The sequence below is a fragment of the Streptacidiphilus sp. MAP12-33 genome, assembly GCF_041261265.1.
In the GTDB taxonomy this organism is placed as follows: domain Bacteria; phylum Actinomycetota; class Actinomycetes; order Streptomycetales; family Streptomycetaceae; genus Streptacidiphilus.
The window spans coordinates 86484-113387 of sequence record NZ_JBGCCA010000001.1 but is presented as its reverse complement, the minus strand read 5'-3'; the positions used below and the strand labels follow the sequence as shown (position 1 = coordinate 113387).

The 26904-nt window shown below is 72.5% G+C and carries 23 protein-coding genes, 2 tRNA genes, 1 other RNA gene and 1 pseudogene; 9 read left to right on the top strand and 18 right to left on the bottom strand.

What is annotated here, in order from left to right; translation table 11 throughout:
- Positions 1-5 precede the first annotated feature (5 nt).
- Both ABH931_RS00570 and ABH931_RS00565 read left to right on the top strand, forming a co-directional pair.
- A complete protein-coding gene (locus tag ABH931_RS00570; RefSeq protein WP_370108716.1) occupies positions 6-647 on the top strand; it encodes a SigE family RNA polymerase sigma factor in 642 nt (213 codons plus the stop codon).
- Positions 644-1915 carry a hypothetical protein gene (locus tag ABH931_RS00565; RefSeq protein ID WP_370108714.1) on the top strand — a complete coding sequence of 424 codons (1272 nt, stop codon included), beginning with the start codon at positions 644-646 and terminating at the stop codon, positions 1913-1915. Before ABH931_RS00570 ends, ABH931_RS00565 begins: the two co-directional genes overlap by 4 nt.
- Positions 1916-1985: 70 nt before the next feature.
- Here ABH931_RS00565 and lysA read toward each other — a convergent pair whose 3' ends face one another.
- Positions 1986-3251 carry a diaminopimelate decarboxylase gene (gene lysA, locus ABH931_RS00560; RefSeq protein WP_370108712.1) on the bottom strand — a complete coding sequence of 422 codons (1266 nt, stop codon included), beginning with the start codon at positions 3249-3251 and terminating at the stop codon, positions 1986-1988.
- 379 nt (positions 3252-3630) lie between these two features.
- Here lysA and ABH931_RS00555 point away from each other — a divergent pair, with 379 nt between their 5' ends.
- Positions 3631-4200 carry a GNAT family N-acetyltransferase gene (locus ABH931_RS00555; RefSeq protein WP_370108710.1) on the top strand — a complete coding sequence of 190 codons (570 nt, stop codon included), beginning with the start codon at positions 3631-3633 and terminating at the stop codon, positions 4198-4200.
- 97 nt (positions 4201-4297) lie between these two features.
- Positions 4298-4897 (top strand): hypothetical protein, encoded by a 600-nt coding sequence (locus ABH931_RS00550; protein ID WP_370108708.1) that lies wholly within the window; start codon positions 4298-4300, stop codon positions 4895-4897.
- 50 nt (positions 4898-4947) lie between these two features.
- Here the strand turns inward: ABH931_RS00550 and ABH931_RS00545 are convergent.
- The 4 genes from ABH931_RS00545 to ABH931_RS00530 all read right to left on the bottom strand — a co-directional run bounded on the left by ABH931_RS00545 (position 4948) and on the right by ABH931_RS00530 (position 6662).
- A tRNA-Ser gene (locus ABH931_RS00545) sits at positions 4948-5037 on the bottom strand.
- A gap of 62 nt (positions 5038-5099) precedes the next feature.
- Positions 5100-5594 (bottom strand): tRNA adenosine(34) deaminase TadA, encoded by a 495-nt coding sequence (tadA, locus tag ABH931_RS00540; RefSeq protein ID WP_370108706.1) that lies wholly within the window; start codon positions 5592-5594, stop codon positions 5100-5102.
- A gap of 29 nt (positions 5595-5623) precedes the next feature.
- Positions 5624-6142: a hypothetical protein gene (locus tag ABH931_RS00535; protein ID WP_370108705.1), complete on the bottom strand. Its 519-nt coding sequence runs from the start codon at positions 6140-6142 to the stop codon at positions 5624-5626.
- 277 nt (positions 6143-6419) lie between these two features.
- The gene (locus ABH931_RS00530) at positions 6420-6662 is read right to left on the bottom strand and encodes a hypothetical protein (protein WP_370108704.1); all 243 of its coding nucleotides are present in this window, start codon (positions 6660-6662) and stop codon (positions 6420-6422) included.
- A 140-nt stretch (positions 6663-6802) separates the two neighbouring features.
- On the opposite strand from ABH931_RS00530, the gene upp reads away from it, so the two are divergent.
- Positions 6803-7441 carry a uracil phosphoribosyltransferase gene (gene upp, locus ABH931_RS00525; RefSeq protein WP_042454274.1) on the top strand — a complete coding sequence of 213 codons (639 nt, stop codon included), beginning with the start codon at positions 6803-6805 and terminating at the stop codon, positions 7439-7441.
- A gap of 49 nt (positions 7442-7490) precedes the next feature.
- Here upp and ABH931_RS00520 read toward each other — a convergent pair whose 3' ends face one another.
- The 3 genes from ABH931_RS00520 to ABH931_RS00510 form a co-directional block, all read right to left on the bottom strand.
- Entirely contained in the window at positions 7491-8237 is a 747-nt protein-coding gene (locus tag ABH931_RS00520; RefSeq protein ID WP_370109443.1) for a LytR C-terminal domain-containing protein, read from the bottom strand.
- 161 nt (positions 8238-8398) lie between these two features.
- Entirely contained in the window at positions 8399-8695 is a 297-nt protein-coding gene (locus ABH931_RS00515) for a type II toxin-antitoxin system VapB family antitoxin (RefSeq protein ID WP_370108701.1), read from the bottom strand.
- 9 nt (positions 8696-8704) lie between these two features.
- Complete coding sequence (locus ABH931_RS00510) at positions 8705-9877, bottom strand: hypothetical protein (protein ID WP_370108700.1); 1173 nt, start codon at positions 9875-9877, stop codon at positions 8705-8707.
- Between the two features lie 307 nt (positions 9878-10184).
- Between ABH931_RS00510 and ABH931_RS00505 the strand changes: the two genes are divergently transcribed.
- The 3 genes from ABH931_RS00505 (at position 10185) to ABH931_RS00495 (ending at position 16339) form a co-directional block, all read left to right on the top strand.
- A complete protein-coding gene (locus ABH931_RS00505) occupies positions 10185-11582 on the top strand; it encodes an MFS transporter (protein WP_370108698.1) in 1398 nt (465 codons plus the stop codon).
- A 182-nt stretch (positions 11583-11764) separates the two neighbouring features.
- A complete protein-coding gene (locus ABH931_RS00500; RefSeq protein ID WP_370108697.1) occupies positions 11765-14386 on the top strand; it encodes a protease pro-enzyme activation domain-containing protein in 2622 nt (873 codons plus the stop codon).
- A gap of 87 nt (positions 14387-14473) precedes the next feature.
- Positions 14474-16339 (top strand): prolyl oligopeptidase family serine peptidase, encoded by a 1866-nt coding sequence (locus ABH931_RS00495; RefSeq protein WP_370108696.1) that lies wholly within the window; start codon positions 14474-14476, stop codon positions 16337-16339.
- Between the two features lie 179 nt (positions 16340-16518).
- On the opposite strand, the gene ABH931_RS00490 is transcribed toward ABH931_RS00495, so the two are convergent.
- The 10 genes and pseudogenes from ABH931_RS00490 to ffs form a co-directional block, all read right to left on the bottom strand.
- Positions 16519-17313 (bottom strand): SURF1 family protein, encoded by a 795-nt coding sequence (locus ABH931_RS00490; protein WP_370108694.1) that lies wholly within the window; start codon positions 17311-17313, stop codon positions 16519-16521.
- Between the two features lie 20 nt (positions 17314-17333).
- The gene (locus ABH931_RS00485; RefSeq protein WP_370108692.1) at positions 17334-18743 is read right to left on the bottom strand and encodes a hypothetical protein; all 1410 of its coding nucleotides are present in this window, start codon (positions 18741-18743) and stop codon (positions 17334-17336) included.
- Between the two features lie 125 nt (positions 18744-18868).
- Positions 18869-19495, bottom strand: a pseudogene (locus ABH931_RS00480) (SigE family RNA polymerase sigma factor); the annotation flags it as partial.
- 175 nt (positions 19496-19670) lie between these two features.
- Positions 19671-20783: an aspartate-semialdehyde dehydrogenase gene (locus ABH931_RS00475; RefSeq protein WP_370108691.1), complete on the bottom strand. Its 1113-nt coding sequence runs from the start codon at positions 20781-20783 to the stop codon at positions 19671-19673.
- Positions 20780-22063, bottom strand: a complete 1284-nt coding sequence (locus ABH931_RS00470) for an aspartate kinase (RefSeq protein ID WP_370108690.1) — start codon at positions 22061-22063, stop codon at positions 20780-20782. The genes ABH931_RS00475 and ABH931_RS00470 overlap by 4 nt, the downstream gene beginning before the upstream one ends.
- Positions 22064-22365: 302 nt before the next feature.
- Entirely contained in the window at positions 22366-23064 is a 699-nt protein-coding gene (locus ABH931_RS00465; RefSeq protein ID WP_370108689.1) for a DUF5063 domain-containing protein, read from the bottom strand.
- Complete coding sequence (gene recR / locus ABH931_RS00460) at positions 23057-23656, bottom strand: recombination mediator RecR (protein ID WP_370108687.1); 600 nt, start codon at positions 23654-23656, stop codon at positions 23057-23059. Before recR ends, ABH931_RS00465 begins: the two co-directional genes overlap by 8 nt.
- Positions 23657-23874: 218 nt before the next feature.
- Entirely contained in the window at positions 23875-24216 is a 342-nt protein-coding gene (locus tag ABH931_RS00455; protein ID WP_370108686.1) for a YbaB/EbfC family nucleoid-associated protein, read from the bottom strand.
- 121 nt (positions 24217-24337) lie between these two features.
- On the bottom strand, positions 24338-26524 hold the full coding sequence (locus ABH931_RS00450; protein ID WP_370108684.1) for a DNA polymerase III subunit gamma and tau: 2187 nt from the start codon (positions 26522-26524) through the stop codon (positions 24338-24340).
- Positions 26525-26573: 49 nt separating this feature from the next.
- Positions 26574-26664: signal recognition particle sRNA small type (gene ffs / locus ABH931_RS00445), an RNA gene on the bottom strand.
- A gap of 145 nt (positions 26665-26809) precedes the next feature.
- Between ffs and ABH931_RS00440 the strand changes: the two genes are divergently transcribed.
- Positions 26810-26894 (top strand) — tRNA-Ser (locus tag ABH931_RS00440).
- Positions 26895-26904 lie beyond the last annotated feature (10 nt).

Sequence of the window (26904 nt, the reverse complement as noted above, 5' to 3'; positions counted from 1 at the left end):
GGCTTGTGACCGAGTGGTCGGAACAGCTCGCACAACTGGTGCGGGCACGGGGCGCGGAGCTGAGCCGGTACGGCTATCTGCTCTGCGGTGACGTGACGGAGGGCGCGGACCTCGTCCAGGAGGCGCTGGTGCGCGTCTTCGCGCGGCCGCGGCGCTCCTGGTCGCTGGGCGACGTCGAGGGCTACGTGCGCCGCACGATGCTCAACGACTTCCTCGACAAGCGTCGCCGCAGTCAGCGCTTCTCGCGCCTGCTGCCGCGCCTTTCGGGGCCGGAGAGCGCCCCTGACCACAGCGGCGGCGCGGTGCGCCGCCTCGACGTGACCGACGCGCTCGGCACGCTCTCACCCCGACAGCGCGCCTGCGTCGTGCTGCGTTACTACGAGGATCTGCCGGTGGCGGGGGTGGCCGAGCGGATGGGGCTGAGCCAGGGCGCGGTCAAGCGCTACCTCAGCGACGGGCTGGCCCGGATGTCGACGGTCGTGGACGCGCCCTGGCAGGAGCCGGGCCAGGAGCCGCAGTCGCAGTCGCAGTCGCAGCCGGGGACGGGACCGGAGTCGGCGCGGGTGCCGGCGCAGGAGAGGGAGCGGGAACCGGTGGGCGGGGCCTTCACTGGCGGACGAACGGCCGGAAAGGGGATCGCGCAGTGAGCGCGCAGACGTCGTCGCAGGCGCCGGAGGCGGACCTGCCGGAGCTGTCCACGGCCCTCCACCAGGCTGCCGAGCGGGCCGTGACCCTGCCGCTCGACCCCGAGCTCCTCACCGGCCGGGTCCGCCGCAAGCGCCGCACCCGTGCCGCCGTCGCAGCCGGCCTGGCCGCCGCGGTCCTGGCCGTCGGCGCGTTCGCAGCCCCGCACCTGGTGTCCGCCCAGCCCGATCCGGCGAACCGGACCCACAAGCCCAAGCTGGCGCCGGCGGACGTCACCGAGGCGCGGATGATCGCGTGGTTCGAGTCCACGCTGCCGCACGGTGGGCGGCTGAGCGACGTCACCGGGCTCGGCCTGGGCCAGAAGCCACTGGGCGACCAGGCCGACACGGGGCAGTACGTCGCCAACGCCGCGCTCCTCTACGACAACGGCCACAGTGCCGCCCGCCTCAACGTCCACCTCGAGCGTTGGGACGCCAACGGGCAGACCAAGATGCCCGAGAGCTGCCCGACCCAGCACCAGTCCGGCTACAGCTGCACCGAAACGCCCTGGCCGGGCGACGGCGTGCTCACCGTCAGCAGAAGCGTGATCCCGATGCCGCAGTCGGGGACGTTGGCCGAACAAAGCGCCTGCCTGACCTTCCGTAGCGGTGAGATGGTGTGCGTCGGCGAGTCCAACCAGACCGACCTGAGCGTGGTGCCGACGCGTACGGACATGCCGCTCACCCTGGCACAGGTGCGGGCGGCTGTGATCGCGCCGATCTGGCAGCAGGTCCTTGCGGCGATCCCGAAGCAGGCCAAGCTCGTTCCCAGGTCGCCCAGCCTCGTGAACGTGATGGCCGGGCTGCTGCCGAAGGGCTACCGGCACACGCCGGTCGTGCCGGCCAGGACCAAGTGGGAGCTCGGCTGCACCAGCGTGCTCACGGGGCCGCAGGGCAAGGGCAGTGTCTTCGTGGATCTGGTCTACAACACCAACAAGGCGAGCGACTCGCTGGCGGAGTTCCACCAGACCTACCCGCACGGCGTGAGGCTGGCGGACGGCGACTGGCTGGGCGAGGTCCGCCTGAGCGGTGAGAGCGGACGCGGCGTGGTGTGGAACCAGGCCGCGGTGATCCACGGCACCCTGTGGACCACCGTGGTCGCGCTCAACAGCGTGGACGTGAGCGGGCCGCCGACGCTGTCGTCGCCGGTGCTGACGTTCGGCCAGCTCGCGACCATCGCCGAGAACCCCGTCTGGCACCAGCCCATGTTCGGCTGTCCGCTTCCCCATTGAGCCTTGTGTCGCACGTCCTGGTCGGGCCCGTACGAGGGGGCGGGCCCGGCCAGGCCCCTCTCGGTTCTTCTCAGCCTTCCGTCTGCTCCAGCGCGATCAGCTCGGCGACGGTCTGCCGCCGGCGGATCAGCGCGGTGGCGTCGCCGTCCACCAGCACCTCGGGGATCAGCGGGCGGGAGTTGTACGTCGAGGACATGCTGGCGCCGTAGGCGCCGGTGTCGTGGAAGACGAGCAGGTCGCCGACGCGGGGCGTCGGCAGCGGGACGGCGTGCACCTCGCCCCCGGCGCCCTGGGTGAACACGTCGCCCGACTCGCACAGCGGTCCGGCCAGCACGGTGTCCCGCACGCCCTCGGTGCGCGGCTCGCCCGCGGGCGAGAGCAGCGTCGCGCGGTGGCTGCTGCCGTACATCGCGGGCCGCATCAGGTCGTTGAAGCCGGCGTCGACCAGCACGAAGTCGTTGCTGCCGACCGGCTTGGCCGCCCGGACCTCGCTGACCAGCACGCCGGAGCCCGCGACGAGGAACCGGCCGGGCTCGATCTCCAGCCGTACGGCGTGGCCGAGTTCGGCGACGAGCTCACGTCGCGCGGCGTCCCACAGCCCGAAGTACCGGTCGGTGTCCAGCTCCGGCTCCCCGGCCGTGTAGGGGACGGAGAGCCCGCCGCCCGCGGAGATCGCCCGCACGTCCTGCCCGGCGAGGCGGACCTGCTTGACCATCGTCTCGCAGACGGCCTCCAGGTGGTCGTAGTCGACCCCCGAGCCGATGTGCATGTGGAAGCCGACGAGGTCCAGCCCGTGGCGGGCGACGATCGCGAGGCTCTCGGCGAGGTGCTCGTGCCAGATGCCGTGCTTGCTGTGCTCGCCGCCGGTGTTGGTCTTGCGGCTGTGGCCGTGGCCGAAGCCGGGGTTGATCCTGATCCACACCTTGTGGCCGGGCGACGCGGCCCCGATCTGCTCCAGCATCTGCGGCGACCCGGCGTTGACCGGCACCCCCAGCTCGACGACCCGCCGCAGCGTGGTGCGGTCCAGCAGGTCCGCGGTGAACACCACCGGCTCGTGCTCGCCCGCCACGTCGTACCCGGCGACCAGCGCCCGCTCGATCTCGCCCAGCGACACCGCGTCGACGGACACGCCCTCGGCGCGCATCAGCCGCAGCAGATGGGTGTTGGACGACGCCTTCTGCGCGTACCGGATCGTGTCGAACCGGCGCAGCCGCGCGATCTGGGCACGGATCGTGCCCGCGTCGTACGCCCACAACGGGGTCCCGTACCGCTCGGCGAGTCCGGCGATCCGGGCTCCGTCGAGCGCACCGGGGAACGGGGCAGGTTCGGGCGTCACGTTGGTCCCCTTCGCGGGCTCTCGCAGGTCGTCCGCGCAGCGCGCGGGCTGGCCACGCTAGCGGGCAAATCGGACGCGCCCGTCCGCCCGCGGACCTCCCCGAAAGCCCCGCCCGCAGATCCTTTGACCCAGCCCGCACCCCACCGCAAAATCCCCTGCGCCGCCCGCGCACCGCGCGACAACGCGAGCCCGGACCCGCAAGAAACCGCAGTCTCACTCCTCGGGACGAGCCCTACCCGGGCTGCCCTTCGACCGCCGTAGCGTCCGAGCCGGAATTCCGATTGCGGGCCGGCCGCCCGCTCGGACACCATCGGGAGTGTGACCACTCGCCTCTGCAGCCGCCGCCCGCACACCACCACGCCTGCAGAGGATCACCACCATGAACTACACCGTCCGCGCGTACACGCCCGCCGATGAGACCGCCTGGCTGCGCTGCCGGGTGCTGGCCTTCCTGACCACCGCCTACTTCGACGACGTCCTGCGGGCCAAGCCCGCCACGTCCGCACCCGGCCTGGACCTGGTCGCGGTCGACGAGGACGACCGAGTCGTCGGGATCATGGACACCAGCGTCGAGGGCGAGCTCGCCACCATCGACACCGTGGCCGTCCACCCAGACCACCAGCACCGCGGCATCGGCCGCCTCCTGCTGGACCGGACCCGCGCCGCGGCCCGGACGGCGGGAGCCGCCACGTTGGACGCCTGGACCCGCGACACCCCGGAGACCCTCGCCTGGTACCGGGCCGTGGGCTTCGCCGAGAGCGACCACTACCTGCACGTCTACGCCAACCACTACACCGCCCCCGGCGAGCCGGCCCGGGCGGTCGAGACGCCCCGTCCCGGCCTGCGCCCCATCGCGCTCTTCCTCCACGCCCGCCTCGCCGACGAGGAGCGCCTGCGCGCCGAGTTCGCCCGCGTCCACGTCTGCCGCCGCTTCGCCATGCGGCCCTGAGAAGCGTGACCGACTCTCGCTGAACCCGCTGAACCCGCCGAAGCCCGGACCGGGACGACCCGCTGGGGTACAGTCCTGCTCTCATCGGGAGGGGATCATGGTCGTGTTCTTCGGGTTCAGGAGCCTCGCGGCGGTGTTGACCGCGGGTGTCGTCGGCGCGAGCGCGTTGGCGGCTGGCTCGGTCGGTACCGCGTCGGCCGTCGGGCAGCGGGACCACGGTGCCGGGCACATCGTGGCCTCGCCGCCGCGGCCTGTCACCGAGTCGTGGATCACGGGACTGCCGGCCCGCGTGCGGCGTGGCAGCACGGTCACTTTCACGCTCTGGTACCGCTCGGAGCACACGCGCCAGTCTCTCGTGCCCTTGCTGTACGGAACGGACATCCAGAACTCCGGCCCCTGGGGTGCGGGTCAGTACCGTGGCATGAGCTTCCAGTTCTACGACGTGGCGACGCGCCGTTGGGAGCGCCCCGTCCCGAGCTCCGCAGGTGCGGACCAGAACTACGGGATCGCTGGCAACCACGGTGGGACCCTGGTGGGCCCGGGGGCTCTCGGCCATGTCACCTTCCGCCTGCACGTCGGCGGAAACGCCTATCTCGGCCACTGGCGCATCGCCGGTTCGGTCACGGGGGCACTGATGCCGAGCGGGAACCCCGCCGACGGTCTCGCCGACATCACCCGTTTCACCATCACGCGTTGAGGCAAACGCCGAGGGCCCGTCAGATCACTGACGGGCCCTCGGGGTGAAGCTGGCGGTAGCGGTGGGATTCGAACCCACGGTGAAGTTGCCCCCACACACGCTTTCGAGGCGTGCTCCTTTGGCCGCTCGGACACGCTACCGTGGGACAGCTTACCGGACGGTGGGCCGTGCTCCTAAACGCCTTTCCCGCACGTGACGGCCGTCACTCCCGATGGGCGTCGAAGAAGGCGTGGAGCTGGGTGGTGCAGTCCGCCGCGAGGACCTCGGAGATGACCTCCGGGCGGTGGTTGAGGCGGCGGTCGCGGATGACGTCCCAGAGGGAGCCGGCGGCGCCGGTCTTCGGTTCGTGGGCGCCGTAGACGACGCGGTCGAGGCGGGAGAGGACGATCGCGCCCGCGCACATGGTGCAGGGCTCCAGCGTGACCACGAGGGTGCAGCCCGTCAGCCGCCACTCCCCGACCGCGACAGCCGCCTCGCGGATCGCCAGGATCTCCGCGTGAGCCGTCGGGTCGCCGACGGCCTCGCGTTCGTTGTGGCCGCGGCCGATGACCGAGCCGTCCGGGGCGAGGACGAGGGCCCCGACCGGGACGTCGCCGGTCGCCGGGGCCAGCGCGGCCTCGGCGAGGGCGAGGCGCATCGCCGGCTCCCAGCGGGTGCGGACGGGGTCGAGGCGGACCGGGGCGGGCAGGCGGGTCATGGGACCAGTCTGACCGAACGGCGCAGCCGCTAGCGGACCGCCTCCAGGATCTCGCCGCAGCCCAGGGCCTCGGCGATCTCGCTGAGCGCGTCGCCGGGCACGGAGCCCTCCGCGGCCAGGTCCATCAGCTCCTTGGCGCCGAAGCCGAACTCGATCAGCAGCCCGGCGTCGCCCAGCGGGCCGGACGGGATGCCCGCGCCCCCGGCGGCGTCGGCGCCGTCCTCCTCGTCGTCCTCGGTGGCGGAGTCCTCGGCGTCCTCGTCGTCGAGGTCGACCACGAGGTGGTCGAGGTCCTCCAGCTCGTCGTCGCCCTCGCGGCCCAGCAGCTCGTCGGTGAGCACCAGCTCCCCGTAGGAGCTGCGGGAGGCGGCCGCCGCGTCGGAGACGAAGACCCGCGGGTCGTCCTCCCCGTCCACCCGGACGACCGCGAACCAGGCGTCCTCCTGTTCGATGAACACGAGGACGCTCTCCTCGTCCTCTGCAGCCTCGCGCGCCAGGTCGGCCAGGTCGGCGAGGGTTTCGACGTCGTCGAGATCGGTCTCGCTCACGTCCCACCCGTCCTCGGTGCGAGCGAGCAATGCAGCGAAGTACGCCACCAGCGACTCTCCCAGGTCTTCGGCCGTTAGGACCGTTCGGTGCGGTCCAGGGCCCCCAGGTGCGGACGCCCCATCGGCATCGTGACAGAAAGCGGTGCCCTCCGGGGAGTGTTCCGGCGCGCGTCTTCCCAGGTCGTGTTGAGGAGTTGGCGAGATCCACGGCCAAGACGACACCACGGCAAAGGATCTTTGACGGATCCGTGTCCAAAGCGGAGCGGCCAGGCGGCGACTAGAAACGGAAGGTGCGCATCCGGGCGGCCTGGCGCAGTCGCAGAGCCTTGGTCCGGCGCGGCTGGACGCGCTCGCGCAGGGCGCGGGCCTCGGCGAGCTCGCGCAGGAAGACCGCGCGGCGCCGACGGCGCTCGGCGGGGTCCTCGGTGACGGGTTCGGACTCGACCGCAGGCTCGACGGGTTCGGCGGTTTCTGCGCGCCGCTTCGACTTGGCGGTCGACTTGGGGGTCGACTTAGGCATCGGCGGTCACCCCTCGGGTGTCGCGTTTCCGTTCCCCACACTCTCCCTCGCCGCCGCGCACGGCACCAGTGGGGTGCACGGATGGGGTCGGCATGCCCGGAAAAAAGGGGATGAACGCTGCGCTCGGTTAATGTCGTCCCATGCGGATTCATGTCCTGGACCACCCCCTGGTCGCCCACAAGCTGACCACCCTGCGTGACGAGCGCACCGACTCCCCGACCTTCCGTCGCCTGACGGACGAGCTGGTGACGCTGCTGGCCTACGAGGCAACCCGGGACGTGCGGACCGAGCAGGTGGAGATCACCACCCCGGTCGCGGTCACCGCGGGCGTCAAGCTCAGCTACCCGCGCCCGCTGGTGGTGCCGATCCTGCGGGCCGGCCTCGGCATGCTGGACGGCATGACCCGGCTGCTGCCGACCGCCGAGGTGGGCTTCCTCGGCATGGTCCGCAACGAGGAGACGCTGGAGGCCTCCACGTACGCGACCCGGATGCCGGAGGACCTCTCGGGCCGTCAGGTCTACGTGCTGGACCCGATGCTCGCCACCGGCGGCACCCTGGTGGCGGCGATCCGGCTGCTGATCGAGCGCGGCGCCACCGACGTCACCGCGATCTGCCTGCTGGCCGCCCCGGAGGGCGTCGCGGTGCTGGAGAAGGAGCTGGCCGGGATGCCGGTCACCGTCGTCACCGCCGCGGTGGACGACCACCTCAACGAGCACGGCTACATCGTCCCGGGCCTGGGTGACGCGGGCGACCGCCTCTACGGCACCGCCGGCGACTGATCGTCCCGTCCCCGGCGGTCCGCGCGAAGCGGGTGAGGTGCGGGCGGCGTCAGCAGTGCGCGCCGGCCGTCGGGGACGGCGAGACGGCCAGGGCCAGGGCCTGGGAGGCCTGGGCCGGGCTCAGCAGCGCGGTGAAGCCGTTGCCGATCACCAGGTCGACGCTGCCGTCGGTGCGGGTGTCGGTGGTCGTGGTGGCGCCGGTGACTTCCGAGCCGACCAGCGTCATCGCGGCCTTGCTGCCGTTCGCGCCGGTGACCTGGGCCGCGCCGGTGATCTTGCCCTCCAGCGTGGCCGGGGCGTTGGCGATCTTGCCGATCTTGAAGCCGCGCTGGCGCAGCAGGCTCGCCGTCTGGCCGGCCAGGCCGGCGTGGCCGGTGGCGTTGTAGACGTTCACGGTGACGGTGGCCGGCTGCGGCATGCCGCTCGGCAGCGGCAGCACGACCCCACCGGCGGAACCGGCCGCGCCGGAGGCACCGGCGGACGCCGACGCGCCGGGCGCGCCTGCGGCTCCGGAAGCGGCCGCGCCGGAGGCGTGCGGGCTCGCGGACGCCTTGGCGGCGTCTCCCGCGGCCGTGGCCGGGCGGACACAGTGGCCGGCCGCGGCGGTGGCGGACTTCTTCTTTCCGCCGAACTGCGCGACCAGCTGGACCGTGCCCCAGCCGATCACCGCCAGTGCGACGACCGCGCCCAGCACCTGGAACACCCGACGGCGCTTCTGGCCGGGGCGGGACAGGCGCGGGTAGGCCTTGCCGCTGATGCGGTACTGCTTTCCCTTGAGGCCGGGGGGAGTCAGCATGCTCACCGCGGGTTGCCCCCTTGTGCGCTGGGCGGCCGTCGGCAGTACTCACAGGTACAACGCCGAAGGGCGGCCGTGGTTCGGGTGTCGTTGCTCACAGTAGCCCCGACGACCAGCTCAGCGCCTGCCCAGGCGTACTAACGGATGATCAGTGAACCCGTTCAGTCCATTTCGAGGACCCGCGCGTGCAGCACCTGGCGCTGCTGGAGCGCGGCGCGGACCGCACGGTGGAGGCCGTCCTCGAGGTAGAGGTCGCCCTGCCACTTCACCACGTGGGCGAAGAGGTCCCCGTAGAAGGTCGAGTCCTCGGCGAGCAGGGTCTCCAGGTCGAGCTGGCCCTTGGTCGTCACGAGCTGATCGAGGCGGACCGGGCGCGGAGCGACGTCCGCCCACTGACGGGTGCTGACCCGGCCGTGGTCGGGGTACGGCCGCCCGCTTCCGATGCGCTTGAAGATCACACGGGCAGCCTACCGTGTATGGCCCAGCGCCGTGCCGATCCGGTCCAGGGAGGAGAGCCGCATCAGCCCGTAGTGGTAGAACTCCACCTCCGGAACGCCCAGCCCGCGCAGGGTGGCCACCTTCTCCGCCAAGTTCTCGGCGCTGTCGCAGTCCTTCGCCATCGGACGCAGGATCACCGCCAGGGCTGAGGGGGCGACACCGTGCAGCGCGAACGCCGCCACCTTCTCCCGCACCTGCGCGGCGGTCGGCGCGTAGCCGAGCGTCTCGATCCCGTGGACGGACTTGGCCAGGGCGGGCAGGTCGATCCCGGAGAGCCAGCCGGTGCCCGGACCGCCGCCGTCCATGAAGCTGAGCCGCATGCCGCAGGCCTCGGCCGTCTCCGCCGCCTCGGCGGCGAGCGAGGTGACGGTCGCGGCGGACGCGTCGACGTAGGCGGCGAGCGCCCCGTCCGCGATCTCCGTCAGCGAGCCCGGCGCGGTGGCGGCGTTCTCGTCCTCCAGCCGGACGCGGATCTCCTGCCGGACCTGGGCCCGCACCTCGTCCGCCGGGACCCCCGCCGCACGGGCGGCGGCGCGGCAGTGGAGGCAGAAGCAGAGGCCGAGCAGCGCCTCGGTGATCGGGCCGAGCTCTTCGAAATAACGTTCGTGGTGGTAACCGTGGCGCAGCCCGTGGAAGTGCAGCGACTCGGCGCGGATCGCGTCCACCCCGTAGCGGGCGTGTTCCAGGACCAGGGTCCGCACGTAGTCGCGGACCTCCGGGTTGGCCGGGCACAGCTCGGTGAGGTGCCGGTCGCCGAAGGCGTTCTCGGGCGCGCACTGCGGGTGCTCGAACCCGAGCCGGTCGTTGTGCAGGAAGACCGTCCAGGCGTGCAGCTTCATCCCGCGCCGGGCGGCCTGCGCGCAGGCGAGCTCGAAGGGGTCCTCGTCGCCGATCGCCGTGGACGCGCGGGGTGCGAGCGTGCGGCCGCGCCACAGGGCGGCGTCGGGCTGGAAGTAGGCGGCGCCGGGCTCCAGGTAGCGCACGACGCGGCGCGGGTTGTGCGGGAAGACGTCACGGGCCTCGTGGTAGACGGACGCGAGTGTCAGCCCCCCGACACCGGCGCGGTCGGTCAGGTTGCCGAAGAAGAGGTCTGCGCCCTCGTCCAGGAGGTCGACGGCGAAGGCGAGGACGGAGGACTCCATGGCCCCGACGCTATCGACTGTGTCGCGGTTGGTCTAGACCTTCCGGGCTCCTGTGCCGCGTGGGCGCTGCTCGGCAGGGCCGCGGTGCCGACGGTGAAGCCGGCCGTGAGCAGGACGGCGGCGGCGGTGATGGCGCGGGAGCGGGTCCTTTGGTCCATGGTGACAAGCCTGTCCGGAGGACCTATGGGTTCCGTGATCTCCCGGTCACAGGTTGGCTACCGCTTCCGGGGGCACCCGTGGTGATCGCCTCGGTGCGCAGAGTTGCTCCTCTTCCGATTATGTCGGAGGCAGAGATAAACTGGGTTCCATGGCCCTCAGCGACGCCCCGGTACCCCGGGGGTGGGACCTCCTCACGAAGGAGCGCCCCCGCCCCGACGTGATACGTCGACGCAGCTGGGCGTGGCGGCTCGCCGTGGCGACGGTGTGCTTCGGGGCGTTCATGGGCCAGCTCGACGCCAGCATCGTGACCCTCACCTACCAGGCGCTCGGCAGGGGTTTCCACGCCTCGCCCGCCGCGGTCGAGTGGGTGTCGCTCGCGTACCTGCTGACGCTCGTCGCGCTGCTGGTGCCCGTCGGGCGGTTCTCGGACATGCACGGGCGCAAGCTGATGTACCTCTACGGGTTCGGCGTCTTCACCGTGGCCTCCGCGGCCTGCGGGCTCGCACCGGGCCTGGCCGTGCTCGTGGTGTTCCGGGTCGTGCAGGCGCTCGGTGCGGCCCTGATGCAGGCGAACAGCGTCGCGCTGGTGACGACCTCCGCCCCGGCGGGGCGGATGCGGACCGCGCTCGGCATGCAGGCCGCGGGGCAGGCCGTCGGCCTGGCCCTCGGGCCGACCGTCGGTGGGGCGATCGTGGCGACGCTGGGCTGGCGCTGGGTGTTCCTGGTCAACGTGCCGGTCGGCGTGGTCTCCCTGATCGCCGGGCACTACCTGCTGCCGCGCACTCGCCGGCGGTGCGCCGACACCCGGGTGGACCGGCTCGCGGTCGCGCTGCTCGCGCTGTCCAGCACCGGGCTGCTGCTCGCGCTCTCGGTCGTCTCGGGGCTCGGCCTGCCGCGATGGTCCGCGGCGGTGCTCGCGGCCTTGTCCGTCGTGGCGGGATGGGTGCTGATGCGACGGCAGGCGAGGGTGCCGCAGCCGTTGCTGGACCCGAAGCTGCTGCGCTCGCACGGCCGCGGGCTGCTGGCCGGAATGAGCGGCTACCTGGTGCTCTTCGGGCCGCTGGTGCTGGTGCCGGTCGTGCTGTCCCGGCAGGGCGTCGTCCTGGTGACCGCGGGGCTGGTGCTGACGGCGCTGCCGCTCGGCTTCGCCCTCGCCGCGACGACCGCGGACCGGCTGCTGCCGGCCACCCTCCCGGACCGCGCGCGGGCCCGGGCGGGCGCGGCGCTCTGCCTGGTCGCCCTCGGCCTGCTGCTGGTCGTCCCGCTGACCGTCACCGTGCTGCCGTTCGTGCTCGCGCTGCTCGGTTGCGGGCTGGGTGTGTTCACCCCCGCGAACAACACGATGGTGATGCGCGCATTCCCGGCGGAGTCCGCCGGAACCGGCGGCGGGATGGTCAATATGGGACGCGGTCTCGGCACCGCGCTCGGTGTCGCCGCGGTGACGCTGATCCTCCAACTCGTACCGGGCATTTCGGGCGAACGCGCGGCTGTCGCAGCCCTGCTGGCCTGGGCGTTGCTGATGGTGCCGTTCCGCGAACGTTCATGAAGCTTCGTTGTCATAACGTTTTCCTGAAAGATTCCCACCCCCCTGTGACGTGGCCTGAACGCAGCTGATAGAAAGACCTCCTATTTCACTGTTGGGGGAGTCACCGGACCGCCTTGCGCTCCGGTTGCGACGTCGCCGTCCCTCTGGTTGATGCGACGTCACCACGTCATAGGAGATCCAGCATGGCCAACAAGGCTGGACGGGTCGCGTTCATATCCGCCGGCATCGCCGCGGCTCTGTGCGTCGCGGGCCCGATCGCCTCGGCCGCTCCGCTCTCGGGTGGGTCCGGCGCCGGCGCCGACACCACCCCGAAGCGCATCGGCTCGACGCCTCACATACCCCTCGGCGCGCACAAGACCGGTGCCACCGCGTCTTCGACCGAGCTGCACCTGAGCGTCAACCTCAAGCCGCGCGACCCCGCCGCGCTCGAGGCCTTCATCAAGGCCACCAGCACCCCGGGCGACCCGCAGTACCACCACTTCCTGGCGACCGGACAGTTCGCCTCGGTCTTCGGCCCGACCCAGCAGACCATCGACTCGGTCAAGGCCGCCCTGCGTCAGGCCGGCCTGAAGCCGGGCACGGTCACCGCGGACGGCCTGTCGATCCCGGTCACCGCCAGCGCGGCCCAGGCCGCCAAGGCGTTCAACACCGGCTTCCAGAACCTGACGCTGGCCAACGGCAAGCACGGCTACGTCAGCACCGCCGCGCCGACCATGCCGGCCGACGTCGCGCCGCAGGTCGCCTCGGTCGTGGGTCTGAACAACGTCAGCACCTACACGTCGCACGAGAAGCCGAGCGGTCACACCGTCGCGGCGGGCAGCTCCGCGCACGTGTCCTCGCGGACCGTCGCGCCGCACAGCACCGGTCCCGCGTTCTGCACCGTGTGGCAGAACGTGATCAACAGCAACAACCTGAAGGACACCCAGAACTTCTACAGCCCGGGTGCCCTCGCGTCGGCCTACGGCCTGCCGCACAGCTACTCCACCGGCTCCGGCCAGACGATCGCGCTCTTCGAGCTGGAGAACGTCGACCACAACAGCCTGAACGAGTACCAGGGCTGCATGGGCACCCACACGGCGGTGCAGTACACCGCGGTGGACGGCGGCCCGACGATCGCCCCGGACAACGACCACTACGGCGCCGAGTCGCTGCTCGACATCGAGAACCTGATGGCTCTCGTCCCGGGCGCGACGATCCACGACTACATGGGTCCGGACGCGCAGAACGCGACCGACCAGCAGGTCCTGGACACCTACCAGCGCATCGTCACCGACAACTCGGCCCAGGTCATCTCGACCAGCTGGGGCCTGTGCGAGACGAACCTCAACTCCGCCGACCCGGCCCAGTTCGCAGCCGAGAACACGGTCTTCCAGGAGGCGGCGGCCCAGGGCCAGAGCGTCGTGGCAGCGTCGGGTGACTCCGGTGCCAGCGACTGCTACCGCTACGGCGTCAGCACCGACCAGACGCTCTCGGTCGACGACCCGGCCTCCCAGCCGTACGTCACCGGCGTCGGCGGCACCCGCATGCAGGGTTCCGGCACCGGTCTCAAGGAGACCGTCTGGAACAACGGCGGCGGCCAGTACGGCGGCGCCGGCGGCGGTGGCCTCTCCAAGATCTGGCCGGCCCAGCCGTTCCAGAGCGGGTTCTCCACCGCGACCAACCGCGCCGTGCCGGACGTCTCCGCGCTGGCCGACCCGAACAGCGGCTACCCGCTGCTCTACACCCAGCTCGACCCGTCGGGGCAGAACTACAACCAGGAGATCCTGGGCATCAGCGGCGGCACCTCCGGTGCGGCGCCCGTCTGGGCCGCCGTGATCGCGCAGGCGAACGCGACGACCTCGTGCCTGGGCGGCCGGGCCGGCTACCTGAACCCGGTGCTCTACAGGGCCGCGTCCTCGAGCTACGGCTCCGCGTTCCGCGACATCACCGTCGGGAACAACGACATCACGGGTGACGGCACCGCCACCTACTCGGCCCACACCGGTTACGACATGGCCTCGGGCCTCGGTGCGCCGAAGGAGAGCGGGCTCGCGGGCACGCTCTGCCGTCAGCACACCCTCATGGCCAGGGACGCCTCGGGCAACCTGTGGCAGTACAACGGCACCGGCAAGGCGAGCAGCCCGTACGCCGCGCGCACCCTGGTGGGCTCGGGCTACAACACCTACAACCTGCTGACCGAGCCCGTCGGGCACGACACCCTCGGTGGCGGCGACCTGTACGCCCGGGACACCACCGGCGTGCTGTGGCTCCTCCAGGGCAGCGGGTCCGCCACGACCCCGTTCAAGGCGCCCGTCCGGGTCGGCGGCGGCTGGAACACCTACAACTCGATCGTCGGCGTCGGCACGGTCGGCGGCGGCAGCACCGACCTGGTCGCCCGTGACGCGAGCGGCGTGCTCTGGCTGTACCGCAGCACCGGGAACCCGGCCTCGCCCTTCGGCGCGCGGATCCGCGTCGGCGGCGGCTGGAGCATCTACAACACCATGGTCGGTGTCGGATCGATCGGTGGCGGCGGCAACGCCGACATGCTGGCCCGCGACTCCAGCGGCGTGCTCTGGCTCTACCAGGGCACCAGCAGCGCGACCTCGCCCTTCGGTGCGCGGATCCGCGTCGGCGGCGGCTGGAGCATCTACAACACCATCATCGGTGCCCGTGACCTCACCGGTGACGGCGTCAACGACCTGGTGACCCGCGACGCGAGCGGCGTGCTCTGGCTCTACCCGGGCACCAACCACGCGAGCGCCCCGTACGGTGCGCGCGTCCGCGTCGGCAGCGGCTGGAACACGTACAACCTGATGGCCGGCTGAGGCAGCGGTCCCCCACGGGCCCGGTTCGCGCACAAGCGCGGACCGGGCCCGTGTGTCATGTCGGGGCCGTGCCCGATGATGGTCCCCATGACCAGCCAGCGAAGCGAGACGACGCAAGCGCAGGAGGAGGCCGTCCACGCGGTCTTCGACGCCCTCCCCGCGTGGGAACGGCGGTTCCGCGCCGCCCGGGTGAGCCTGCCGGAGTGGGCGGAGGACGCGCCGGACCGGTCCCTGTTCGTCTCCAACGCGACCGGTACCTACGAGATCTACGCCTGGGACCGCGCGCGGGACGCGCAGCGGCGCGCCACCGACCGCCCGAACGGCACGACCGAGGCGACGCTCACGCCCGACGGCGCGTGGATCTGGTGGTTCGACGACACCGACGGCGACGAGTTCGGCGTCTGGCGCCGCCAGCCGTTCGAGGGCCGCACCGACGCGGACGGCGCGGGGGCGGACCCCGAGGCCGTCCCCGGACTCGCGCCGTCCTACCCCGCCGGCCTGGCCCTGGGCCGCCGCGGGGAGGCGGTCGTCGGCCGCTCCACCGACGAGGACGGCTCCACCCTGCACCTGGTCCGCCCCGGCGTCGCCGAGCCGCTGGAGATCTACCGGCACCGCGAGTCCGCGGGCGTCGGCGACCTCTCCCACGACGGCAACCTGATCGCCGTCGACCACACCGAGCACGGCGACGCCATGCACAGCGCGCTGCGCGTGCTGCGGGTCGAGGGCGACACCGTGCACACCGTCGCCGAACTCGACGACGCCACCGGCCGCGAGGAGCCGCTCGGCCTGTCCTGCCTCGGCTTCGCCCCGCTGCCCGGCGACGCCCGGATGCTCGTCGCCCACCAGCGCCGCGGCCGCTGGGAGCCGCTGATCTGGGACACCGCGACGGGCGGGGAACACGAGATCGTCCTGGACCTGCCCGGCGACGTCACCGCCGAGTGGTATCCGGACGCCTCCGCGCTGCTGGTCGAGCACAGCTTCCGCGCGCGCAGCGAGCTCTACCGCTACGAGCTGGCCGCCGGCGAGCTCAGCCGCCTCGACACCCCGACCGGTACGGTCTCCGGCGCGTCCGCGCGCCCCGACGGCACGGTCGAGTTCCTGTGGTCCTCCGCCGAGCAGCCGCCGGTGGTCCGCTCCACCAGCGGCGCGGTCGTGCTCGCGGCGCCCGGCCCGCAGGCACCAACCTCCGTCCCCGTCGAGGACGTCTGGGTCGAGAGCCCCGGCGGCACCGTCCACGCCCTCGTCCAGCGCCCGGCGGACGCGGGCGAGGGCCCGCTGCCGTGCGTCTTCGAGATCCACGGCGGCCCGACCTGGCACGACTCCGACTCCTTCGCCGCCGGTCCGGCCGCCTGGGTCGACCACGGCTTCGCCGTGGTCCGCGTCAACTACCGCGGCTCCACCGGCTACGGCCGCGCCTGGACGGACGCGCTGCGGCACCGCGTCGGTCTGATCGAACTGGAGGACATCGCGGCGGTCCGGGAGTGGGCGGTCGCCAGCGGCCTCGCCGATCCCAAGCGCATCGTCCTCTCCGGCGGCTCCTGGGGCGGCTACCTCACCCTGCTCGGGCTCGGCACCCAGCCCGACGCCTGGGCGCTCGGCCTGGCGGCCGTCCCGGTCGCGGACTACGTGACGGCCTACCACGACGAGATGGAGGCCCTGAAGGCGATGGACCGCACGCTGGTCGGCGGCACGCCCGAGGAGGTCCCCGACCGCTACGCGGCGTCCTCGCCGCTGACGTACGTCGAGTCGGTCGGCGCGCCCGTCTACATCAGCGCCGGCGTCAACGACCCGCGCTGCCCGATCCGGCAGATCGACACCTACGTGGCGCAGCTGGAACGGCTCGGCAAGGTGCACGAGGTCTACCGCTACGACGCCGGGCACGGCTCGCTGGTGGTGGAGGAGCGGATCAAGCAGCTGCGACTGGAACTGGACTTCGTCGCTCGCCACCTGTGACCTGAGGGGCGCGGGGCCCTGCCCGATGAACTGCGTGCCGATGAACTGCGCGCGCGAGCAACCCGCCCGAGGGGGATGGCCCTGTCCGTTCGGGATCCCAAGGCCGTGGGAGGGGGTCCCCCCGGCCGGAGGCTGGGGGATTGTCGCGCACGCAGTTCATCGAGCAGGGCCTCGCGCCCCTAAAGGGGCTCGAGCCCGAGCAGCCTGTCCCGTTGCGTCTCGATCTCGCGGCGGACGAAGCGGAACCACATGAAGACCACGAACCCCGCGAAGACGAACCACTGCCCCACGTAGCCGAGGTTCTGGATCGCCTGCAGGCTCAGCCCGCCGCCCGAGGAGGCCGCGTTCGCGGCCGAGTAGGGCAGCGGGCTGAGGCCCGCCGTGCCCGGGGCGTTCGCGTCGAGGGAGGCCCAGCCGTTCCAGACGGTGTAGGGGAGGGCGTTGACCAGGGTCACCGGGGAGATCATCCCGAGCTGCCCGGCCGGGAGCGTGCCGGAGGAGATCGCGTCGGTGGTGTCCGGGGTCTCCGCCGCGCGCAGGCGGGCGGTGACGGAGACGTCGCCGGTGGGCGGCGCGGGCGCGGTGGCGGGCGTGCCGGGGAGCCACCCGCGGACGACGGCGAGGTAGGTGCCGGAGCCGTCCAGCCGCAGCGGGGTGAGGATCAGTGAGCCGGTCCTCCCGTCCACCGTCCGCTTCGGGACGACCAGCTGGTGCGCGGCGTCGTACGTGCCGGAGAAGGAGACCCGGCGGCCGTCGTCGCTGTTGATCCCGTCCTTGTCCGTGCCCGCGAGCAACGGCGCCAGCGCCGTCGGCGCCGCGTCCCCCGACGCGTGCGCGGCCTGCTGCCTCTCGGCGTGGCTGTGCAGCTCGAAGCGGCTCAGCTGCCACATCCCGAGGAGGATGCACACCGGCACGGCGACCAGCGCGAGCAGGTGGAGACCCAGCCAGCGCGGGGTCAGGAGGGTCCGGTACACCCCCTAACGGTAACCGCGCGCTAGTGCGGCGCAGCCAGGGGGTCGGTCCGGTAGATGGTCCCGGCGCAGGCGCCCTGGAGCGTCGTGCTCGCGGCGGCCGCGCCGCCCGCCGCCGGGACGGCGGCCAGCTGGACGCTCGGTGCGGGCGAGGCGGAGGGGGACCCGGTGCCTCCCGCGCCGGTCCCGGTCGCGCCGCCGGGGGTGCCGGGGGAGGACGGCGGCGTGCTGCCCGCGCCGCCCGCGCTGCCGTCCGTCCCGGCGCCGGCGGCACCCGCGGTGCCACCGGCACTGCTGCTGCCGCTGCCCGTCGCGCCGGCCGAGACGTCCCCGGCGGTGGCCGGTGCCGCCGCGCTCGCGGTGTCGGTGGGACCGGCGCCGCTGTTGCTGGGACAGGCCCCGGGGACGAAGGCGAAGTCGACGACGTAGGTCTGGCCGGGCGCGAGGGCGAGCGCCGGGTGCGCCGGATCGGGGGCGGGCAGGGAGACGGCGGGGTCACCGATGGTGTGTGCGGTGACCGTGAAGCGCGTCACGTTCGTGCCGACGGGCGCCAGCACGTCGATCGCACCCGCACTGCTGATCTTGCAGGACGTTCCCGAGATGTTGCTGACCGCGAAGGAGCCGTAGACGATCCCGGAGGCGTCCGGCGCGGCGAGCCCGGCCGCACCGCGTCCCAGCTGGCCGCGGCTGCACTCGGTCAGTGCGCCCGTCGGTGCCGGAACATAAGCGAGGGAGGCCGCCACCGTGGTGACGCCGCCGGAGGGCAGCGGGACCAGCACCGCGCCACCCGGCCGCCGACCGCGGGAGGGCCAGGCGGAGTCGCCCATCGAGGGCAGGCCGGGCGTGGAGACGTCCGTGGACGGTCCGCCATGGCCGTGTCGGCCGGTGGACGCGTGGGTGCCGGGGAGCAGCGAGCCCATCGGCCCGGTGGCCGCGCTGGTTGCGGTGGACGGGCCCAGGGAGTGCAGGGCGGTCAGGCCGAGCAGGGCGAGCGAGGCGGCTACGGCCACCCCGCCGTAGGCGCGACGCTTCAGCGCGCGCCGCTGCGGCACGGCGCGGCGCAGCTGCGCGAGCGAGTCGGGGGCGGGCCGCACCCCGTCGACCGCCTGCAGCAGGCTCGCGCGCAGCGCGGCGCCCACGGGGTCCTCGTCGCAGGGCTCGTGGCGCGGGGAGGGGGACGGGGTGGACCGGCTCGCCTGGGTGGGGATCGCACCGTCCGAAGCCGCCCGCCCGCTCGGCACCCCGGGTGTGCCAGGTGGGCGCTGGGCGTCCGGCAGGGTCGGCGTGGCCGGTCGGCGTCCGGCGGCGTCGAGCCAGAGCGGCGGGGTCAGCGGCGGTTCGACGGGAAGCGGCGGCGTCGCCGCGGCGTCGGAACCGGTCCCCGATCCCGGCCGCACCACGCGCAGGTAGCGCGAGCGCCGTTCCGCGCTCACCGCTGCCTCCCCTCTGACTTCGCTTCCGTCCGTGCCGTCGGCCGCTGGTCCGGTCGTTGGTCCTGCCGCGCGTCCGCCCGCGCGTAGGTGCGCGGCGTGGCCGCCTTCGCCGCACCGGCGTCGAACGCGCCGCCGTCCATGGTGATCCGCAGCGCGGCGAGCCCGCGCGAGCCGTACGCCTTGACGGAGCCTACGGAAATGCCCAGGGTGTCCGCGACCTGAGCCTCCGTCATATCGGAGAAGTAGCGGAGCACCAGCACCTCGCGCTGACGTCGTTGCAGGCCGCGCAGGGCCAGGATCAGCTCGTCGCGCTCCAGCGCGTCGTACGCGCCCTCCTCCGCGCTGGCCGCGTCGGGCATCGGCTTCTGCAGCAGGCGCAGGCCCATGATCCGGCGCCGCAGCGTCGACCGGGAGAGGTTGACCACCGTCTGCCGGAGGTAGGCGAGGGTCTTGTCGGGGTCGCGCAGCCTGCGGCGCGCGGAGTGGACCCGGATGAACGCCTCCTGCACCACGTCCTCGCAGGAGGCGGTGTCGTCCAGCAGGAGCGCGGCGAGGCGCAGCAGCGAGGAGTAGTGGGCCTGGTAGGTCTCGGTGAGGTGGTCCACGCTCGCGCCCACGGTGACGGTGGCGGAGGCCGCGCCGGCGGGGCCCGTGGCGGCGGCGTGCGGGCCGGTGTGGGAGCGGGAGGCGTCGGCGGTGAAGGGCGCTGTCATGACGAGCACCGAGCTTGGTGGCACGCCAGTTGGACGCATGACCCGCCGTGAGGGTTGTACGTCACCTGGCCCCTCCGTGACACCGTGTTCAGTGGCACTACGGTACGGGGCCGTCCACCGGCACGGAAGCCGAATCCGACGTCTGCACCAACTCCCCTTAAACCTCTTCCCGATCCGTCCGGGGCCGGACCGCCGCCGCGTCCTGTTGCCGGCCCTACCGCTGGCCGGGGCCCTCGGCGGCGACCAGTTCGGCGATCTGCACGCAGTTGAGCGCGGCGCCCTTGCGCAGGTTGTCCCCGCACAGGAACAGCTCCAGGCCGTGCGGGTCGTCCAGGGAGCGGCGCACCCGGCCGACCCAGGTCGGGTCGGAGCCGACCACGTCGGCGGGCGTCGGGTACTCGCCCTTCTCCGGGTCGTCGTAGACGATGACGCCGGCCGAGGAGTCGAGGATCTCGCGGACCCGGTGCACGTCCGGCTCGTTGTCGAAGACCGCGTGGACGGTCAGCGAGTGGCCGCTGACGACCGGGACCCGCAGGCAGGTCGCGGAGATCGGCAGCTCGGGCAGGCCCAGGATCTTGCGGGTCTCGTTGCGCAGGCCCAGCTCCTCGCTCGACCAGCCGTCCTCGGTGGTGTCACCGGCCCAGGGCAGCAGGTTGTAGGCGAGCGGCGCCTCGAACGGGTCGTCCTCCTGCTCGGAGACGGCCCGGCGCAGGTCGCCGGTGCGGGTGCCGACCGTCGGGTCGCCCGCGACCTCGGCGGTCTGGCGGCGCAGCGTGTCGACGCCGATCCGGCCGCGGCCGGAGGCGGCGAGCGCGGCGGTGACGACCAGTTGGCTGAGGCCGAACTCCGCGTGCAGCGCGGCCAGAGCCACCGTCAGCACCAGCGTCGCGCAGCGCGGCGCGGCGATGATCCCGATCCGGCGCATCCGCGCGGCGGAGGGGTTGATCTCCGGGACGACCAGCGGCACGTCCGGGTGGAGCCGGAACGCGGCGGAGCCGTCCACCGCGACCGCGCCCGCCTCGACGGCGAGCGGCGCCCACTCCAGCACGACGTCCTCGGGCGCCTCGAACAGCGCGATGTCGACGCCGTCGAAGCAGCCGGGTTCCAGCGTGCGGACGGGCTCGGACCGCCCCAGGACCGGGATCTCGGTGCCCACGCCCTCGGGCCCGGCGAAGAGCCGGACCTCGCCCCAGACGTCCGCGCGGGTGGCGAGCAGCTCCACCAGGACCCGCCCGACGGCGCCGGTGGCGCCGACGACGGCCAGGGTCGGCCGCTTGGGCTGGGCCTTCGCGGCCCCGGGGCGGTGCTCGCCACCCGGAACGGTCATCGGCCCGTGCCGCCGTAGACGATCGCCTCGTCCTCGCTGTCGAGGCCGAACGCGGTGTGCACGGCCTGCACGGCGGCGTTGACGTCCTCGGAGCGGGTCACGACGGAGATGCGGATCTCGGAGGTGGAGATCAGCTCGATGTTGACGCCCGCGGCGGACAGCGCCTCGAAGAAGGTCGCGGTGACGCCGGGGTGCGAGCGCATGCCCGCGCCGACCAGGGAGATCTTGCCGATCGCGTCGTCGTAGCGCAGCGACTCGAAGCCGATCGACTCCTGCACCCGCTCCAGCGCGTCGATGGCCTTGCGGCCCTCGGCCTTGGGCGCGGTGAAGGAGATGTCGGTGCGGCCGGTGGTCGCGGCGGAGACGTTCTGGACCACCATGTCGATGTTGATCTCGGCGTCGGCCACGGCCCGGAAGATGCGTGCGGCCTCGCCCGGCTTGTCGGGCACGCCGACGACCGTGACCTTCGCCTCGGAGGTGTCGTGGGCCACACCGGAGATGATGGCCTGCTCCATGTCGATCTCGCCCCCTTCGGGCTTGGTCAGCGGCTTGTTGGAGACCCACGTGCCGGTCAGTCCGGAGAAGGACGAGCGCACGTGGATGGGCATGTCGTAGCGGCGCGCGTACTCGACGCAGCGGGCCAGCAGCACCTTGGAGCCGGACGAGGCCAGCTCCAGCATGTCGTCGAAGGCGATCCAGTCGATCTTCTTGGCCTTCTTCACCACGCGCGGGTCGGCGGTGAAGACGCCGTCCACGTCGGTGTAGATCTCGCAGCACTCGGCCTTCAGCGCCGCCGCGAGGGCGACCGCGGTGGTGTCCGAGCCGCCGCGGCCGAGGGTGGTGATGTCCTTGGTGTCCTGGGAGACGCCCTGGAAGCCGGCGACGATCGCGATGTTGCCCTGGTCGAGCGCGGCACGGATCCGGCCGGGCGTCACGTCGATGATGCGGGCCTTGTTGTGGACGGCGTCGGTGATCACGCCTGCCTGGCTGCCGGTGAAGGACTGTGCCTCGTGGCCCAGGCTTTTGATCGCCATCGCCAGCAGGGCCATGGAGATCCGCTCTCCGGCGGTCAGCAGCATGTCGAGCTCGCGGCCCGCAGGGATGGGAGACACCTGCTCCGCGAGATCGATGAGCTCGTCCGTCGTGTCACCCATGGCGGACACCACGACGACGACCTCATGGCCGGCCTTCTTGGTGTCGACGATCCGGCGGGCGACCCGCTTGATGCCCTCGGCATCCGCTACGGATGAGCCGCCGTACTTCTGCACGACAAGGCCCACGTGCGCTCCTCGACTCGGTGGTCCTGGCCCTCGGAGGTGGGTGTCCGGCAGGCCTGTGGTCGCTGGCCAGTCTAGCGATCGGCCTAGTCCCGGCGGGTGGTGTCCGAGGTGCGAGACGGTCGTATCAGGATTCGATCATCGAGCGTCCCGGCCGGGACGCTCGGTGGACGGAAGATTTGCCGGGGGAGGGTGGCCGCGGCTCCGGATTTCCCGGCCGCACGGCGAAGGGCGCCCACCGTGTGTCCTTCGCCACATTCGGTGAACGCCCTTTCGCGTGCCCCGGCTGCCCGCTCCGGCGCCGGTCAGATCCCCAGCTCGGTGGCCAGCTCGGCGACCATCAGGTCGCCGGCCTGCTGTTCCAGCTGCTCGTCGGTCAGCCCGTCGTGGTCGGTGTCGGTGCCGTCGGCCGGCGCGGAGATCGGGCTGTCCATCCGCACGTGCGCCACCAGCGACTGCAGCGCGCGCAGCACACTCGTCGCCGTCGAGCCCCAGGTGGCCAGGTACGAGTACTGCCACCACCACAGCGCCTCGGAGATCCGGCCCTCGCGGTAGTGCGCCATGCCGTGGCGCAGCTCGGTGACCACCTCGGCCAGGTCGTCCGAGATCCGGCACGGCAGCGGCTTGTCCGCCGGGCCGTACGGGTCGAAGACCTCGTGGTAGACGTCGATCGGCGCGAGCAGCTCGGCCAGCTGGCGGCGCAGCTCGTCCTCGTCCGAGTCCGGGCCGGTGTCGGCCTCGTAGCGGTCCTCGGGCACGACGTCCTCGATGGCGCCCAGACGGCCGCCGGTCAGCAGCAGCTGGGAGACCTCCAGCAGCAGCAGGCTGACCGCGCTGCCCGGCTCGTCGCCCTTGGCGATCTCCGGCAGGGAGAGCAGGAAGCTCTGCACCGAGTCGGCGATCTGCACGGCGAACTCGTCCGGCGTGCCGTCGCCGTGCACACCGATCATCGGCTGCGCGCTGACGGGAATGTCGATGGGGGGCGTAGCGGGCGTGTCAGACATCAAGAAGTCGTCTCCCTTCGAAGGCCCGGCCGAGGGTGACCTCGTCGGCGTACTCCAGGTCTCCCCCGACGGGCAGGCCGCTGGCCAGGCGGGTCACCTTCAGGCCCATCGGCTTCAGCAGCCGGGCCAGGTAGGTGGCCGTCGCCTCCCCCTCGAGGTTCGGGTCGGTGGCGAGGATCAGCTCGGTGACCGTGCCGTCCGCGAGTCGCTGCATCAGTTCACGGATCCGCAGGTCGTCCGGGCCGACGCCGTCGATCGGGCTGATCGCGCCGCCGAGCACGTGGTAGCGGCCGCGGAACTCGCGGGTGCGCTCGACCGCGACGACGTCCTTGGGCTCCTCCACCACGCAGATCAGGCTCGGGTCGCGGCGCGGGTCCTGGCAGACCCGGCACAGCTCGGCCTCCGAGACGTTGCCGCAGACGGTGCAGAAGCGCACCTTCTCCTTGACCTCCGTCAGGGCGTGCGCGAGCCGGCGCACGTCCACCGGATCGGCCTGCAGGATGTGGAAGGCGATCCGCTGCGCGCTCTTGGGCCCGACGCCGGGCAGCCTGCCCAACTCGTCGATGAGGTCCTGGACCACGCCCTCGTACACGCCGCGTTACCTGCTCTCTGGTGCTTTCTGGTGCTCTGGGTGCTCTGGTGCTGATGGCTGGTGGGTTTCTACCTATTCGCGCCCATCATCCTCCGGACGGGCGCACAGTCACAGCTCCCCGACACACCCACTTACGCGCGGGGAGCCGTCCAGGTTCCGGACCTGCCGTCCGGACCTGCCGTCCGGAGCTGTGTGGACTCAGCCGGAACTGTGTGGACTCAGAACGGGAGACCGGGGATGCCGCCCCCGCCGCCCAGGCCCTGGGCCAGCGGGCCGAGCCGCTCGGCGGCCATCCGCTGCGCGCCGGCCGTGGCGTCCCGGACCGCGGCGAGGACCAGGTCCGCCAGGGTCTCGGTGTCCTCGGGGTCGACCGCCTTCGGGTCGATGACGAGGGCGCGCAGCTCACCCGCGCCGGTGACGGTGGCCCGGACCAGGCCGCCGCCGGAACTGCCCTCGATCTCGGCGGCGGCGAGCTCCGCCTGCGCCTGGGCGAGCTGCTGCTGCATCTGCTGTGCCTGCTGGAGCAGGGCCTGCATATCGGGCTGGCCGCCGGGGAACATGGGAGCTCCTGTCCTGCCTGTCGTGGTGCCTGTCTTGCCTGGAGGCTGTCCTGCCTCAAGGCTGTCCTGGCTGAGCCTACGTGCTGGGCGCGTCGGATCGCCGTCAGTTCGCCTGCGCGACTCAGCGGTCGTGCTGGGTCTCCTGGATCACGGTCGCGCCGAGCTCCCGGATGATCAGGTCGTGGCCGGAGACGGACGTGACGTCCTGCTCCGGGATGTCCTCGTCCGGATCGAAGGGGGGCGGCGGCATGTCGTCGTCGTCCGGGCCGTCCGGGCCTTCCGGATAGGGATGGCTCGGCGTGACGGGGCCGCCCTGAGCGCCGGGGGCGGCGCCACGCGGCGCGGGCGCTACGGACTGCGCCGTGGGTGCCGGGGCGTGCGCCTGCGGAGGCGCGGCCTGGGCCGGGGGCTGGAACGCGGCGGGTGCGGGTGAGGGCGGAGTCTGCTGGAACGCCGTCGGCGCGGCGGACGCGGCGGGCCGCTGCGGCTGGGCGGAACCACCGAAGCCTCCCGGAGCCCCGGGAGAGGGGGCGACCGGCGAGCTTGCCGAGCCGCCGGGGCCGATCAGGCACTCCACCTTCCACGTGACGCCGACCGACTCCTGCAGCGCCTGCCGCAGGATCTCGTCGTGCCCGCCGTTGACGAAGCCGTCCCGCGTCCCGGCGTGCTCGAAGCCCAGCTGCAGGACGCCGTTGTCGAACCCGGCGACCTGGGCCTGCTGTAGCAGCATCCAGGTGACCCGGCGACGGCCCTTCACGGCCTCCAGCACCTGTGGCCAGAACTGGCGTACCTGGCCTGCGCTGATGTTCCCGGCGTCCCCGGGCGCCGGGGTGGACGCCGACGCGCCGGCCTGCGGCTGCACCGGGGTGGGCGCGGGCTGCTGGGACGGGGACTGGTACTGGGGCGGGGACGGCTGCGGGGTGGCCGCGGGCGCCGAGCCGAAGCTGGGCGTCACCGGCCAAGCGCCCGGCGTGCGGCCCCCGGCCGCGGCGGGTGCCTCCGCCACGGGGGGCGCCGGAGCGGTCGGGGCGGGGGTGACCACGGGGGCAGCCGACGCGGGCATCGTCGGCGTGGGCATCGCGGGCGCGGGCATCGCGTGCGCGGCGGCGGCCGCACCGGGCATCGTGGGCATCGCGGCCACGCCGCCGACCACGCCGCGGCGCTCCAGCTTCTCCAGCCGGGCCTGCCAGGACGTCTCGTCCGCGAACGCGGCGGGCAGCATCACCCGGGCGCAGATCAGCTCCAGCTGGAGCCGGGGCGTCGTCGCCCCGCGCATCTCCGTCAGCCCGGTGTTGACGATGTCGGCGGCCCGGCTGAGCTCGGCCGAGCCGAAGCGCCGCGCCTGCTCCTCCATCACCGCGACCCGGTCGGCGGGCGCGTCGATCAGGCCCTTCTCGCCCGCGTCCGGCACGGCGGCGAGGATCACCAGATCCCGCAGCCGCTCCAGCAGGTCCGCGACGAAGCGGCGCGGATCGTGGCCGCCCTCGATCACGCGGTCGACGATCCCGAAGACGGTGGCCCCGTCGTGCGTGGCGAAGGCATCGACGATCTCGTCCAGCAGCGCGGCGTCGGTGTAGCCGAGCAGGGCGGTGGCCATGCCGTACGTCACACCGCGCTCGTCGGCCCCGGCGAGCAACTGGTCCATGACCGACATCGAGTCACGCACGGACCCGGCCCCGGCGCGCACGACGAGGGGATAGACGGAATCCTCGACCGAGATGCTCTCCCTGCCGCAGACCTCGGCCAGGTAGTCGCGCAGCACGCCCGGCGGCACCAGCCGGAAGGGGTAGTGGTGCGTACGGGAGCGGATCGTCCCGATGACCTTCTCGGGTTCCGTCGTGGCGAAGATGAACTTCAGATGCTCCGGCGGCTCCTCGACGACCTTGAGCAGGGCGTTGAAGCCGGCCGTCGAGACCATGTGGGCCTCGTCGATGATGTAGATCTTGTAGCGACTGGAGGCGGGCGCGAAGAACGCCTTCTCCCGCAGGTCACGCGTGTCGTCGACACCACCGTGCGAGGCGGCGTCGATCTCGATCACGTCGATGGACCCGGGCCCGCCACGGGCCAGGTCCACGCAGGACCGGCACTCGCCGCAGGGTGTGGGCGTGGGGCCCTGCTCACAGTTCAGGCAACGGGCGAGGATGCGCGCGCTCGTCGTCTTGCCGCAGCCGCGTGGGCCGCTGAACAGATAGGCGTGGTTGACCCGGTTGTTCCGCAGGGCCTGCTGCAGCGGGCCGGTCACGTGCTCCTGCCCGATGACCTCGGCGAAGGTCTCGGGTCGGTACCGGCGATAGAGAGCGAGCGACACGTCTTCGACCCTAACGGTCACCACCGACAAATCGGTGCCCTAACAACGCAAGGACCCCCCGTGCACCCGCCAGAGCTCACTTACCCTTGCTGCCTTCCGGCCCTGGGGGGGTTCAGCGAGATAGCGCCACACGAGGGGCTGGTGCCAACAGTACCGGATCCCAGCCCCATCCCTCACCGCCCCCACCCGACAACCCCCTGCCGATCACCCACCGCCGACCCCGCGCCCCCGACCTGCGTCGACCGTGTGCACGAGCACCCCCAAACATCTAGTAAGCTCTCCCACGGAGGATTCGCCTAGAGGCCTAGGGCGCACGCTTGGAAAGCGTGTTGGGGGCAACCCCTCACGAGTTCGAATCTCGTATCCTCCGCACCCGCCCA

Excerpts from the sequence above, each read along its gene's own strand:
- ABH931_RS00475 (WP_370108691.1), bottom strand. The coding sequence starts at position 20,783 with ATGACCGTTCCGGGTGGCGAGCACCGCCCCGGGGCCGCGAAGGCCCAG.
- ABH931_RS00455 (WP_370108686.1), bottom strand. The coding sequence starts at position 24,216 with ATGTTCCCCGGCGGCCAGCCCGATATGCAGGCCCTGCTCCAGCAGGCA.
- ABH931_RS00520 (WP_370109443.1), bottom strand. The coding sequence starts at position 8,237 with ATGCTGACTCCCCCCGGCCTCAAGGGAAAGCAGTACCGCATCAGCGGC.
- ABH931_RS00555 (WP_370108710.1), top strand. The coding sequence starts at position 3,631 with ATGAACTACACCGTCCGCGCGTACACGCCCGCCGATGAGACCGCCTGG.
- upp (WP_042454274.1), top strand. The coding sequence starts at position 6,803 with ATGCGGATTCATGTCCTGGACCACCCCCTGGTCGCCCACAAGCTGACC.
- ABH931_RS00505 (WP_370108698.1), top strand. The coding sequence starts at position 10,185 with ATGGCCCTCAGCGACGCCCCGGTACCCCGGGGGTGGGACCTCCTCACG.
- ABH931_RS00530 (WP_370108704.1), bottom strand. The coding sequence starts at position 6,662 with ATGCCTAAGTCGACCCCCAAGTCGACCGCCAAGTCGAAGCGGCGCGCA.
- tadA (WP_370108706.1), bottom strand. The coding sequence starts at position 5,594 with ATGACCCGCCTGCCCGCCCCGGTCCGCCTCGACCCCGTCCGCACCCGC.
- ABH931_RS00465 (WP_370108689.1), bottom strand. The coding sequence starts at position 23,064 with ATGTCTGACACGCCCGCTACGCCCCCCATCGACATTCCCGTCAGCGCG.
- ABH931_RS00500 (WP_370108697.1), top strand. The coding sequence starts at position 11,765 with ATGGCCAACAAGGCTGGACGGGTCGCGTTCATATCCGCCGGCATCGCC.
- ABH931_RS00510 (WP_370108700.1), bottom strand. The coding sequence starts at position 9,877 with ATGGAGTCCTCCGTCCTCGCCTTCGCCGTCGACCTCCTGGACGAGGGC.
- ABH931_RS00550 (WP_370108708.1), top strand. The coding sequence starts at position 4,298 with ATGGTCGTGTTCTTCGGGTTCAGGAGCCTCGCGGCGGTGTTGACCGCG.
- ABH931_RS00495 (WP_370108696.1), top strand. The coding sequence starts at position 14,474 with ATGACCAGCCAGCGAAGCGAGACGACGCAAGCGCAGGAGGAGGCCGTC.